Annotated in this window: 10 protein-coding genes; 6 read left to right on the forward strand and 4 right to left on the reverse strand. The window is 36.8% G+C overall.

Annotated features, from left to right (window positions below; translation table 11 throughout):
- Positions 1 to 18 precede the first annotated feature (18 nt).
- Entirely contained in the window at positions 19 to 1092 is a 1074-nt protein-coding gene (locus FTRAC_RS16735; RefSeq protein ID WP_013455465.1) for a mannose-1-phosphate guanylyltransferase, read from the forward strand.
- A gap of 12 nt (positions 1093 to 1104) precedes the next feature.
- Here the strand turns inward: FTRAC_RS16735 and FTRAC_RS16740 are convergent, their stop codons facing one another.
- The gene (locus FTRAC_RS16740; protein WP_013455466.1) at positions 1105 to 1833 is read right to left on the reverse strand and encodes a VIT1/CCC1 transporter family protein; all 729 of its coding nucleotides are present in this window, start codon (positions 1831 to 1833) and stop codon (positions 1105 to 1107) included.
- A gap of 386 nt (positions 1834 to 2219) precedes the next feature.
- Here FTRAC_RS16740 and ruvB point away from each other — a divergent pair, with 386 nt between their 5' ends.
- On the forward strand, positions 2220 to 3248 hold the full coding sequence (gene ruvB, locus FTRAC_RS16745; protein WP_013455468.1) for a Holliday junction branch migration DNA helicase RuvB: 1029 nt from the start codon (positions 2220 to 2222) through the stop codon (positions 3246 to 3248).
- Positions 3248 to 4177: a tRNA epoxyqueuosine(34) reductase QueG gene (gene queG, locus FTRAC_RS16750; protein ID WP_013455469.1), complete on the forward strand. Its 930-nt coding sequence runs from the start codon at positions 3248 to 3250 to the stop codon at positions 4175 to 4177. Before ruvB ends, queG begins: the two co-directional genes overlap by 1 nt.
- 2 nt (positions 4178 to 4179) lie before the next feature.
- Here queG and FTRAC_RS16755 read toward each other — a convergent pair whose 3' ends face one another.
- On the reverse strand, positions 4180 to 4785 hold the full coding sequence (locus FTRAC_RS16755; protein WP_013455470.1) for a hypothetical protein: 606 nt from the start codon (positions 4783 to 4785) through the stop codon (positions 4180 to 4182).
- A 335-nt stretch (positions 4786 to 5120) separates the two neighbouring features.
- The gene (locus FTRAC_RS16760; protein ID WP_013455471.1) at positions 5121 to 6329 is read right to left on the reverse strand and encodes an exo-beta-N-acetylmuramidase NamZ family protein; all 1209 of its coding nucleotides are present in this window, start codon (positions 6327 to 6329) and stop codon (positions 5121 to 5123) included.
- Positions 6330 to 6351: 22 nt separating this feature from the next.
- Between FTRAC_RS16760 and FTRAC_RS16765 the strand changes: the two genes are divergently transcribed.
- Positions 6352 to 7569 carry an ABC transporter permease gene (locus FTRAC_RS16765; protein ID WP_013455472.1) on the forward strand — a complete coding sequence of 406 codons (1218 nt, stop codon included), beginning with the start codon at positions 6352 to 6354 and terminating at the stop codon, positions 7567 to 7569.
- Between the two features lie 490 nt (positions 7570 to 8059).
- A complete protein-coding gene (gene dnaE / locus FTRAC_RS16770; RefSeq protein ID WP_013455473.1) occupies positions 8060 to 12361 on the forward strand; it encodes a DNA polymerase III subunit alpha in 4302 nt (1433 codons plus the stop codon).
- Positions 12362 to 12449: 88 nt separating this feature from the next.
- Here dnaE and FTRAC_RS16775 read toward each other — a convergent pair whose 3' ends face one another.
- Positions 12450 to 12842 (reverse strand): Hsp20/alpha crystallin family protein, encoded by a 393-nt coding sequence (locus FTRAC_RS16775; protein WP_013455474.1) that lies wholly within the window; start codon positions 12840 to 12842, stop codon positions 12450 to 12452.
- A gap of 453 nt (positions 12843 to 13295) precedes the next feature.
- Here FTRAC_RS16775 and FTRAC_RS16780 point away from each other — a divergent pair, with 453 nt between their 5' ends.
- Positions 13296 to 13985: a glycosyltransferase family 2 protein gene (locus tag FTRAC_RS16780; protein ID WP_013455476.1), complete on the forward strand. Its 690-nt coding sequence runs from the start codon at positions 13296 to 13298 to the stop codon at positions 13983 to 13985.

Raw genomic sequence — 13985 nt, forward strand, 5'->3', positions numbered from 1 at the left:
CTGAAACCAATAAAACATATGAATCAAAATCATTTTGTCATTATAATGGCTGGGGGAACAGGAACACGTCTGTGGCCAGTTAGTACTTCCAGAAAACCCAAACAATTTCATGATTTATTAGGAGTGGGCAAAACTTTGCTCCAGATGACTTATGAAAGGTTTTTGGCAAAATTCCCTAAAGAAAATATTTATATAGTAACGAATAAGGAATATGAAGGGCTAATACATGAACAAATTGAAGGTTTAGGAAGTCAACAGTTGCTCTTGGAGCCCTATAAAAGAAATACCGCTCCTTGTATTGCTTATGCCGCATACAAAATAGCAAGTAAAAATCCAGATGCTTCAATGATAATTGCTCCTGCTGACCACCTGATTCTAAAGGAAGATATTTTTCATCAATCAATTGCTGTAGCCTTAGATAGTGCTGATAAAAGTGATCAACTGATTACTTTGGGTATGCATCCAAACAGACCCGAAACGGGCTACGGTTATATTCAATATATTCCAGATTCGGCTACAATTAAAAAAGTGAAAACTTTTACCGAGAAGCCAGAAATCGGATTAGCTCAAAAATTTATAGAAAGTGGCGATTTTGTATGGAATGCAGGGATTTTTGTTTGGTCTGCAAAAAGTATCATCAAGGCTTATGAAGATTTTTTACCTGATTTGGCAGAAATTTTTGCCGATGGTAAATCTCAGTATTTCAGTACCAATGAAAGCTTATTTGTAAATAAAGCTTATACCCAATGTGTTAATATTTCTATTGACTTTGGGATTATGGAAAAAGCTGAGAATGTATTTGTACTATTGACTGATATTGGTTGGTCTGATTTGGGTAACTGGGAAAGTTTGCATGAAATTCGTGAAAAGGACGATCAAGACAATGCGGCTCCAAAAAATGTGATGAGTTTTAATTCAACTGGAAATATTGTGACGACTGATAAAACGAATTTAGTGGTCATCCAGGATTTGCATGACTTTTTGGTGGCAGAGCAAGATGGAGTCCTTTTGATTTGTAGAAAAAATGCAGAAAAGGAAATAAAGGAAATTGTAAATTCTGTAAAAATAGAAAAAGGAGATAGCTTTATCTAACCCTCTTTCATTTCACCTAATTATTTGTTCTAAAAAATCACCTACGAAATAGGCAACAACTGCAGCCAAACCGCCTAAAAGGAGCGTTTCTGAGATTCCTTTTATGATGGAATTGTTGGTGACACGTGATTTCAAAAAGCCTATAATTACAAATGCCGCACCTGTTAAAATGCTTGCCCAAAAGAATTTATTAGTAATCTCGATATTTATATAATCAGCTACAAAAACCAATAATGGAATCAAACCAATTATTAGGAACGAGATAAAGGTGAATAAACCGGTTTGGAAGGGTGATTTTTCTTCCTCTACTAGTCCTAATTCATCTTTCATCATAACATCAACCCATCTGTCTTTATCCTTAGTAATGACTTCTACCACCTGGCTTAAGAGAGGTTCTTCAAATCCCTTTTCGATATAGATATCTCGGATTTCCTCTTTTTCGGTATCGGGCATATTATCTACTTCCCAATATTCAATAGCTTTCTGTTTTTCAAAGTGTTGCTTTTCAGATTTAGCTGACATATAGGCTCCTATTGACATTGAAAAGCCATCTGCAAACAAATTTGCAAAGCCCAAAATGATGATCACTGAATTATCTAATCCTGCACCTACAGCACCTGCTACTACTGCGAATGTAGTAATACTGCCATCAATACCTCCGTAAACAAATTCAGAAAGGTAATTTTGATGTCTACCAAAAAAACTGCTCCCTTGGTGAATGAATTCTTCTTTGGATTCCATATTACTTCAATATAGATTTTTTTTTGGAAAGGAAGGATGAAAGATTGAATTTAATCGTGGATAATTGTTAAAATAAAAAGGTGGATTAAAGAACCCACCTTTTAGGAAATTAAGCAAAATTAAGGACTAAGACTATGATGATCATGGTAGCAATAATCCCAATTACCACTGGCCAATTCACTTCTTCTTCATCGGGTGGAGTGGCAATGTTTTGATTTGTAGTTTTCATTTTATTGTGTTTACAGAAAGTACTGTAACAAGCTCATGTACGGATTATTTTAGGAAAGGTGAGTGTATTGTAGGTAAATTTTTTAAACTTTTAGAGCACTACAAATATTAGTAAAAACGACAAACTAGGCTTAACTTGCAACAAATATGAAGTTGATATGAGAGAAGATTTCCTGACAGGAGATGATGAAAATTTAAACCCCGAAGAGAAAGAGTTTGAAAAAGCCCTTCGCCCGCTCTCTTTTGGTGACTTTACTGGTCAGCAAAAGACAGTGGATAATATTCAGGTTTTTGTTCAGGCTGCTAAAAAGCGATCAGAACCTCTGGATCATGTATTGTTGCACGGACCTCCAGGCTTAGGGAAAACTACTCTTTCTCATATCATAGCTAATGAATTGGGCTCTAGTTTGAAAGTCACTTCTGGTCCAGTATTAGATAAACCAGGTGACTTGGCGGGCTTATTAACTAATCTGGAAGAAGGCGATGTGTTATTTATAGATGAAATCCACCGGCTCAATGCGGTAGTTGAAGAATATCTTTATTCTGCTATGGAGGATTTTCGAATAGATATTATGCTCGACAGTGGTCCAAATGCTAGATCAGTTCAAATTAGTTTAAGTCCTTTTACCTTAATTGGTGCTACCACTCGCTCAGGATTGTTGACTTCTCCGCTACGAGCTCGCTTTGGTATCAATGCTCGTCTGGAGTATTATGACGCAGAATTATTGAAAAAAATCATCAAACGTTCTGCTGCTATATTAAATACTCCTTTACAAGAAGATGCGGCATTTGAAATTGCCAGAAGAAGTAGAGGAACTCCCAGAATTTCCAATACACTTTTAAGGAGAACCCGTGATTTTGCCGAAATAAAAGGAGATGGAACCATTACAAAGGAAATTGCAGAATTTGCCTTAAATGCATTGGATGTAGATCAACATGGGTTAGATGAAATGGATAATAGAATTCTATCCACCATTATTGAAAAATTTAATGGAGGACCAGTGGGTTTAGGTACTATTGCTACCGCAGTTGGTGAAGAGGCTGATACTATAGAAGAAGTCTACGAGCCTTTTTTAATCAAAGAAGGCTATTTAAAAAGAACTGCCAGAGGCCGTCAGGCTACCGAATTGGCTTATAAGCATTTAGGAAGTGTTCCTCCGGGCAAATTAGGGACTTTGTTTGATTAATGTCTTTGCCTAAAGAAAAAAATACCAAAATCATCAAATCCATTGCCTCCGATTTGGGCTTTGATTTCTGTGGTGTGTCCAAAGCAGGGTTTCTAGAAGAGGAGGCACCAAAGCTGGAAGATTGGCTCAAGAAGGGATATCATGGCAAAATGCATTACATGGAAAACCATTTTGATAAGCGCCTTGACCCTAGCAAACTGGTCGAAGGTGCTAAATCAGTGGTTTCATTGATGTACAATTACTACCCTGAGCAAGACTTAGCCAAAAGTGATTCCTACAAAATTGCTAAATATGCTTATGGTAAAGATTACCATTTCGTCATTAAGGATAAGCTCAAGGATTTCATGACCCGACTCCATGAGAAAATAGGAGAGGTGGGCGGAAGAGTTTTTGTGGATTCAGCCCCAGTCATGGAAAGGCAATGGGCTGCTAAAAGTGGTTTGGGCTGGTTGGGTAAGAATAGTCTGCTGCTCAACAAACAAAGAGGAAGCTTCTATTTCCTAGCCGAGCTGATTATTGATTTAGAATTGGAGGAAGATGGTCCTATGCAGGATTATTGTGGTACCTGTACCAAATGCATTGATGCTTGCCCAACGGATGCAATCGTGGGAGATGGAATTGTAGATGCTTCTAAATGTATTTCGTATTTGACTATTGAACTGAAAGATGACTTACCTACAGAGTTTTCCGATAAAATGGAGGACTGGGTTTTTGGATGTGATATTTGTCAGGATGTTTGCCCCTGGAATCGCTTTTCAAAATCGCATCAAGAATATTCATTTCAACCTCATCCCGTTTTAGCCGAAATGGACAAAAAGGATTGGGAAGAAATGACTAAAGAAGTCTTTAATGAAGTATTTAGAAAATCCGCAGTGAAGCGTACAAAATACAGTGGCTTGAAGCGAAACATTAAATATATAAATTCTTGAAATTAAGGCTGAAAAATTGCAGGAATTACATTCTTAATATCATCAGAATGCATGGCATATTGTACATAATCTGGTAAATCCTTTAAAGGCATCATTAATAAACCGATTTTTTCACTGCGGGCATATTCATGATAATCGGCTACCGAATGAAGATGCAATTTAATGAATCCTAAGGGCTCAAAATATTTCTTAGTTAATAGTACTAATTTTTGTTCTTTTAACCGGTTGTTTTTACTTAGTTCATAAGGTGATATAATAGTGGCTGGAATAATGGTTTCAGGCAAAAAGGGTTGAATTACGTTAAAAGAATCCTCAAAATTTTCATGTCCCGTAAACTTTATTAAGGCTTGTTCTTTTATCAAATGGTTGCGGTGATAGAATAATACAGGTCTCTTAAATTTCGCTAAACTCTTTAAGAAGTTTCCTAAATCAATTTTAAAATCAGACTCATTTAATTTCGATAGTGGTAAAACAAGTTGTTTTCGGTCTTCGTGCTTGGCTAGACAACTATTGCAAATTCCATTTTTACAGGAGTAAAATGATTTAGCTGGTATCCAATCGTTCGCTTGATTTTGTCCTCCGTGGTTTTTTATTGATTTAGCTTCCATCTTCCCAATTGTTTTTTTACAAAATTGGCATAATTGTGCTGGAACTGTACTGAGATTAATAAGGAGGGAATATGATTAATGTCATGGTTTTTGGGTGAGAGTCTAGAATCTAGAGTCAAGACAAAAAATTGACAATTGAAATAGACAGTTAACAAAACTTCGGACTTCTTACTTTACACTTTTTGTTTCCAATTTACGGTACCTGCGGTCTGAGCTATAGTACTGACCAAAGCAGGAAAAAACAAGCATCCATCATCCCTCCTCCCGTAGTATCTAAATTTTAGATTTATCATTGTCAGTACATTAGGATATCGAATAATCATTTAGGTACTGACCTAATTTCCCCCTTGGGGATGAAGGGCTTCATATAACAAATACTTTTCCCGCATTACCTTATATTCCTGCAAACCCGCTTGCCAACTCATTTTAATTTCCTCTTCTGAAAATCCTGCCTCAATTTGCTGACGTAGAGATTCTGTACCAGCTAATTTGGTAAGGAAATTATTGAAATAATCGTCTTTATCAGGAAAAGCTGTGTAGAAATCTATCAAGTATTTTAAGGAAATCCCTTCTTCAAAATCTTTGGACTCAAAGTCAATTCCGTAACATTTTGCATCTTCAAAAGGTGGGTGGGCACTGCTTCCTGGCATACTGCCTGGGGTGAATGTATGCTCAAAATCTGTTAAGGAAGGATGGCCAATTTGCTGGAAAGGTTTTTTAGTACCTCGTCCGACACTAATTACAGTTCCCTCGAAAAGGCAAAGCGAAGGGTATAGTGCGATACTTAGGTCATTTGGTAAATTAGGGGAAGGTTTGATGGGTAATGAATAAGAATCTGCATGGCTGTAATTCCTATTCTTTATAATTTTCAATTCGCATTGCAATTCATTTTTCAGCCATTTTTCACCGTTAATCATTTGTGCCAACTCAGCTACAGTTAATCCATGCAAAATCGGTATAGGATGCATGCCTACAAATGACTGGTGTTCAATTTCTAAAATGGGGCCATCCACATACATTCCATTCGGATTGGGACGGTCTAAAATCAATAGTGGAATATTGTTTTCAGCGCAAGCTTCCATTACATAATGCATAGTGCTGATATAAGTATAGAATCTTGCACCCACATCCTGAATGTCAAAAATCACCACATCCAAATCTTTCAATTGCTCATTGGTAGGCTTTTTACTTTTCCCATAAAGGGAAATAATAGGTAAACCTGTTTTTTCATCAATTCCGGATTTTATTGTAGCTCCTGCATCAGCTTGCCCACGAAATCCATGCTCAGGAGCAAATACCTTCTTTATATTAATGTCATGAGATCTTAAAGTGTCTACCAAATGGGTCTGCTTGATGGTAGAAGTCTGATTGACTACCATTCCAACCGCTTTTTCTTTCAAATAGGGTAGGTATTCTTCGGTTTGGTATGCAGCGGGAATGGGCGAATTTTGTTGAGCCACGCAAGCATTTGCCAAAATCATAAAAAATAGACCGCAAAGCGGAATGAGTTTGCCAATGAAATTGTAATTTGCAGTTCTTATCATAAACCAAAAATAAAGTTAATTCTTGAATCTACCTGATTTTATAGCGAAACGTACAATAAATTCTAAAACTGGTCAATTTTCGGGCAGTATTTACAAAATAGCCATTAGTAGTATCGCTATTGGATTGGCAATAATGCTGATCGCACTTTTGATTTTAGGTGGTTTCCAAAAGACCATAAAAGATAAAGTATTCAGTTTTGCTGGACATTTGCAAGTCACGAAATATACGCTCAGTAATTCTTTTGATGAGTCACCAATTTCGATAGAAACAGATTTTTTTCAAAATCATGAAGATTTAGATTTTATAAGACATGTGCAGGGAGTTGCATATAAAGCGGGTTTGTTGAAAACAGAAGAAGCTGTAGAAGGGGTAGTGATTAAAGGAATCGGGGCAGACTATGATACTGCAAATTTTGCTTCTAATTTAATACAAGGAAGGTTTCCTAATGTCAATTCTGAAGAATACAGCACTGAGATTATAATCAGTAAAGAAATAGCTCAATTGCTTCGGTTGGAATTAGGTGAAAAAGTTATTATGTATTTTGTACAAAACCCACCGAGGTACCGACAGCTTGAGATTGTGGGAGTTTATGAAACAGGCTTGGAGGATTTTGATGAGCGCATGATAATCGGAGATGTCAGAATGATCCAGAGGTTGAATGATTGGACTGCAGATCAAGTGGGGAGTTTTGAAGTTTTCATTAATGATGATATTGATGAAGAGGAGGCGGAATCTATTGTTTTCGATAAAGTAGAGGCAGATCAGTTTGTTAACTTAACCAGTAAAAAATATCCACAATATTTCGAGTGGCTAGAATTACTCAATCAGAACGTTCGTCTGTTTTTGGTACTTATATTATTTGTTGCTTGCTTTAATATGGTAGCCGTAATTTTTATTCTAACTATGGAAAGAACCCCGATGATAGGTTTGCTAAAATCAATGGGTGCAAAAAATATACTCATTAGAAATGTATTTTTAATGAGCGGATTAAGGTTGACTTTTAAGGGCTTACTTTGGGGTAATATGGTCGCAATCGGAGCCGCTGCCTTACAGTATTATTTTAATCTTATCCCCTTAGATCAAGAGAATTATTATATGAGTGCAGTTCCCATTCTCTGGGATTTCAAAATGATTGTTGGCTTGAATTTATTAGTATTGGTGGTGGTATTGATTTCGCTCTTTTTACCGGTTTGGTTTATTGCTAGAATGAAACCGATTAAGGCGATTCGATTTGATTGATTAGATTTAAATCAATTTTGCTTAAGGTCGTCCCTCTGGGACTTAGGTATTTATTTTTGTCTTTTTACTTACCATAAGTTCGTCCTGACAGGACTTTTTGCTCTGTGGGTTTCCATAAAAAAATAAAGATAATGCAACCAAAGGCTGTGACTAACCGCAAAGGCGCAAAAACGCAAAGAGAACATATCCATTTCTAGCTTTAAACTTCTCCAACTTGGCAATATTACACTTTAATACTTACAAACATCAATACTTCAAAACCAGATAAATATTTATTAATCCTATCATCCAGATATTATACTTCAACTAAAAGGAAAACCAAACATATTCAGGCTCAAACTTCCAACTTCCCACTGCTAACTTCCAACCTAAACACCTCAATACAGCCATACCCCATCACTTAAGAAAAATCTATTTTTTATCTTCCGATTCTTCATGCCTTTCACTAATTTCAAACTCTGAAATTCACCACCTTCTCAGCAACAGTTTTATGTACTTAATTTACGATACCGAGACCACCGGATTACCAAAAAATTATAACGCTCCATTAAGTGATGCAGACAATTGGCCAAGATGTGTGCAGATTGCATGGCAATTACATGGAGCAAATGGTGAGCTTTTAGATGCCCAAAACCACATCATCAAACCAGAAGGTTTTGATATTCCCTATAATGCCGAAAAAGTGCATGGAATTTCTACTGAAAGGGCTCAAAAAGAAGGTAAACCATTAATTGAAGTTTTAGAAGCTTTCAAAACCATTTTGGAGAAAACCGATGTGGTGGTCGGACATAATATTAGCTTTGATATTTCAATTATGGGAGCTGAAATGCTGAGAAAAGAGCTTTCTGAAACTGTTCTTACCGAAAAACCTATTATAGATACCAAAGAAGCTGGAACGGATTTCTGTAAAATCCCTGGCGGCAGAGGAGGGAAGTACAAATGGCCAACCTTAACAGAGCTTCATAAAAAGCTATTCGGACAAGATTTTGCCGATGCACATGATGCAGCATACGATGTGGATGCTACAGCAAAGTGTTTCTTTGGTTTGATTACTGAAAAAGCAGTAAAGCCATTAGGTGAAACCCCAATTGAGGCAATCAATTATGAGCCACCTAAATTAGATGCAGCCAATTTTGCTACTAGCTCAAAAAATGAAGAAAAAGCTGCATCTGATGCATTAAAGCAAGCTAAAAATGCTGATATTTCAGAATTAAGTGATACTAATTTTGTGCACCTTCATTGCCATACGCAATTCTCCATTTTGCAATCTACTACGGAAATCCCCTCTATGGTCAACAAAGCAAAAGAGATGGGAATGCCGGCTATTGCCATGACTGATCATGGTAATATGATGGGAGCTTATAATTTCGTGCGGGATGCCAATAAAGCTGGAATTAAACCCATAGTGGGCTGTGAGTATTTCCTGACTCAAGATAGAAATAACAAGAAAAATAAAGATGATGGTTTTCAGACAGTTCTTTTGGCAAAAAATAAAGCAGGCTATCATAATTTAGCCAAGCTTTCTTCAATTGCATTTGTAGAAGGATTCTATTATGTGCCTCGAATTGATAGGGAAGCATTAGTTCAATACAAAGAAAATATTATTGCCACCACAGGGGGACTATGGGGAGAAGTCCCATTCCTAATTTTGAATGCGGGAGAAGCTCAGGCAGAAGAAGCCTTTCTTTGGTGGAAAGAACAGTTTGGTGATGATTTTTATGTAGAATTAAATCAACATGGGGTTCCTGAAGAGCAAAAAGTAAATGAAGTTTTATTAAAATTTGCCAAAAAGTATGATGTAAAATATTTCGCTGCCAATAATACTTATTATACTAACAAAGAAGATGCTGAAGCGCAAGATATTTTGCTTTGCGTAAAAGATGGAGAAACTACTGGTGAGCAAGGAAAGCCTAAAAAGTATGTAGGTAAAAGGGGGCGAGAATATCGCTTTGGCTTACCCAATGATGAATTCTACATCAAGTCTCCCGATGAAATGAAGAAATTGTTTGCTGATTATCCAGAAGCGATTGCTTGCACGGCTGAGATAGCAGAAAAAATAGAGGGCTTTGAATTAGCTAGGGATGTACTTTTGCCAAAATATGATATTCCCCAAGAATTCATTGACCCTAAGGATGCTGAGAATGGTGGAAATAGAGGTGAAAATGCTTATTTACGCCATATCACTTATGAAGGAGCAAAAAAACGATATCCTGAAATTACAGCTGAAATAAAAGAGCGATTGGATTTCGAACTGGAAACCATCGAAAGAACTGGCTATCCAGGTTATTTCTTAATTGTACAGGATTTTACGACAGCAGCTAGGGAAATGGGTGTTTCTGTAGGGCCTGGAAGGGGTTCAGCTGCTGGTTCAGCAGTAGCCTATTGTACGGCCATTACCAATATTGATCCTATTAAGTATGATCTCCTTTTTGAGCGTTTTTTAAATCCAGATAGGGTTTCATTGCCCGATATTGATATTGACTTTGATGACCATGGCAGGCAGAAAGTAATTGATTATGTGATTGAAAAATATGGTGCCAATCAGGTTGCTCAAATTACCACTTATGGTACTATGGCAGCGAAATCAGCCATCAGAGATACAGCTAGAGTGATGGAATTGCCACTGATGGATGCCGATAGGATTGCCAAATTAGTACCCGATATTAAACTCAAAGCCTTATTCGATTTGGCTTCTGATAAAAAGAAATTATCGGCTAAGCTGAAAAATAACGGAGAAGCCATTAGTAAAGCAGAAGAGTTATTGAATCTGGCTAAAGCCAATGATGCTTCTGCTAAAGTAATTAATCAAGCAAGAGTTCTTGAAGGCTCAGTAAGAAATACAGGTATTCATGCCTGCGGAGTAATTATCACACCTGACGATATTACCAAATTCGTACCGGTTGCCTTGGCTAAGGACTCGGATATGTACTGCACACAATTTGATAATGCGGTGGTGGAAAATGCTGGTCTTCTTAAAATGGATTTCCTGGGTTTAAAAACTTTAACGCTGATTAAAGATGCCGTCAGAATTGTGGAGGAAAGGCATGGTGTTAAACTTGATCCGGATGAATTCCCTATAGACGATCCCAAAACCTATGAACTTTTCCAAAAGGGAGAAACGGTCGGGATATTCCAATATGAATCCCCTGGTATGCAGAAATATTTAAGGGATTTAAAGCCTACGGAATTCTCGGATTTGATTGCGATGAACGCACTTTATCGGCCAGGTCCCCTGGAATATATTCCGAATTTCGTTAAGCGGAAAAATGGTTTAGAAGAGATTAGCTACGATCTTCCAGAAATGGAGGAATACCTGCAGGAAACTTACGGTATTACCGTTTATCAGGAGCAGGTGATGTTGCTTTCTCAGAAATTGGCAGGATTTACTAAAGGTGAAGCGGATGTTTTGCGTAAAGCCATGGGTAAAAAGATCTTTGCCTTGCTGGAGGAGCTGAAACCAAAATTTATTAATCAGGGAGCAGAAAAAGGACATCCAAAAGATGTGTTGGAGAAGATATGGAAGGATTGGGAAGCCTTTGCTGCCTATGCTTTTAATAAATCACACTCAACTTGCTATGCTTGGGTGGCTTACCAAACGGCCTATTTAAAAGCACACTATCCTGCAGAGTACATGGCTTCTGTGCTGAGTAATAACATGGGCCAAATCACGGATGTGACCTTCTTTATGGAGGAATGTAAACGTGCTGGTATTGAGGTGTTAGGGCCTGATGTGAATGAATCCAATTCAGGTTTTACAGTAAATGACAATGGTCAAATCCGATTTGGATTAGCAGCTATAAAAGGAGCAGGTTCTGCGGCAGTAGAAAGTATTATCCAAGAACGAAAATCTAATGGGCAATATAAAGATATATTTGATTTTGCTGAACGTATTCCATTAAAAAGTGTGAATAAAAAGACCTTTGAATCTCTGGCTATGGCAGGTGGATTTGATTGTTTTAAAGAATATCACAGAAAGCAATTTTTGGCTTCTGATAATGGAGAGGGTACTTTAATTGAAAAAATTATTAAATATGCTCAGAAACTGCAGCATGAAAAAGACAGTGCGCAGACTTCCTTATTTGGAGGAGAAGGAGGAGTAGCTATTCCGCCTCCGAGAGTTGCAGAAATGGAACCCTATTCTGAGCTTGAGAAACTGAATATTGAAAAGGAAGTGGTAGGACTTTTTATTTCTGGCCACCCATTGGATGAGTACAGATTTGAAATGGAGAGCTTCTGCAATACGCAGGTTTCGGAGTTAAATGATATTGAAAGTCTTGCATCTAAAAATGAAATAAAAGTAGGCGGGATTGTAACTGCTGTAGCTCACAGGCAAACTAAAACGGGAAAGCCTTTTGGAACCTTAACTTTGGAAGATTACGGTGGTTCTTTCACCTTCTTTATGTTTGGAGATGATTATCTAGCGAATAAGCAATTTTATGAAAATGGTTGGTTCATTTTTATTTCAGGAAGAGTGGGTAAAAAGCCATGGGGCGATCAGGCGCTGGAGTTCAAAATAAGTAAAGTAGAATTGCTTTCTGAATTACGGGATAAAAGGACAAAGAGTTTGGCTATTATGCTTGATTTAAATGCCATCACGGAAGATTTAATAGTGGAACTGGATAATTTATGCCAAACCTTTAAAGGAGAATGTGAAGTAAAGTTGGAATTGCAGGATAAAGTGAATGGCTACAAAGTAGAAACTAAATCCCGAAAATATAAAGTTAATCCAAGCAATGAATTGATAGAAGGACTCAATAGAATCCCTGATTTAAATTATAGGATTTTGACTTAAGGTAAATAAAAAAATCCTCTCCGAATTCAGGAAGAGGATTTTGTTTGTTCAAGTAATTCAATGTAGATAAGCTTATCTACACGCAGGTTTATATTTGTTTGATATTAATTTCTTTTTTGCTGCTTGCGCGATTTTTACCTATTGAAACAAATATTTCCAATCTATTATCATGATGAACAGCTTCTACATCATTAGTGTCTGCGAAAACAGGTAATTGCACTTTTTTATAAAAAAGTGGAATCATTACACCTTGATTTTCAGCAGGATGATTTATGGTAGCAAATATCTGTAGAGAGTTTTGATCTGAAATTACCTTAAGTTGTTCAGCCTCAATACCTGGAGCATTCACTACTATCAAAAAGCCATCACTTTGATTTTCTATTGTGAAATCAACTTGAGCAACGCCTCCAGCCAAAGTATTCAATTGGTCACCTTGAAATAATAAGTTTCTTAATACGTCTTTATTTTTGAGTAGGTTCATACTTCCTAAATTTTGTTAATTGATGTATTGACATCAAAACATGTTCCAATAAAAAATGTTTACTCAATTAAGACATATTGACACTGTTCAAGAATCTAGTCTGACATATTTACTGTTTCTAGTGAGTTTCTTCAATCCGAGAAACGGGATTGTTTTTGATAATATGACTATCAATTAATTTTAATTAAAGTTTAAAACCTGTCAAATTTTCAATCGAGGTTTAAATGGTTGGTGGCACACCGACCGGCAGCAAATGTTATGCTTATGAGCTCTAAAATACTCACTTGTATTTTAGAGCAAACTGGTTTTCTCTAAAATTAGCTATCTGCAACTCAGTCTGGTGAGAAGGATAATCTATTGAAATAATAGTTGAGTCAGGATATTTATGAATTTTGTCTATGCTGAGACATATTAAAAGTAGCGAATTCGTACTTTTGCAGTCTAATAAAGCAAATGGATTCAAAAATAATTGTCATAATCCCTGCATTTAATGAGGAGAATGCCGTTGGTAAGGTAGTGAAAGCTATTCCAAAAGAGTGGGTTGAGGAAATTGTGGTGGTTAATAATAATTCCACCGACAAAACCAGAGAAGCTGCTGAGCAGGAAGGAGCATTAGTTTTGGATCAACCCAGCAAAGGATATGGAAATGCTTGTTTGAAGGGAATTGAGTATGTAAAATCAAAAGATGAAAAGCCTGATGTTATTGTCTTTTTGGATGCTGATTATTCCGATTACCCTGAACAACTACCCGAATTAGTAAAGCCAATTCTGCAAGAAGAAATGGATATTGTAATTGGTTCAAGGGCCTTAGGCGAAAGAGAAGGAGGTAGTATGACTTTTCCTCAGGTATTTGGAAATTGGTTAGCTACCAGACTGATTAGACTTTTTTATGGTTATCGATTTACTGATTTAGGTCCATTCAGAGCAATCCGTTGGGATAAGCTGATGGAGGTAAATATGCAGGATAAAACTTTTGGCTGGACGGTAGAAATGCAAGTGAAAGCAGCCAAAATGAAAATGAAATGCACGGAAGTACCAATGGCTTATAGGAACCGGATTGGGAAATCTAAAGTTTCAGGTACAGTATACGGAACTATTATGGCAGGATATAAAATTTTATACACCATTTTTAAATATTTATGA

Origin of the sequence: Marivirga tractuosa DSM 4126 (genome assembly GCF_000183425.1) — a bacterium.
In the GTDB taxonomy this organism is placed as follows: domain Bacteria; phylum Bacteroidota; class Bacteroidia; order Cytophagales; family Cyclobacteriaceae; genus Marivirga; species Marivirga tractuosa.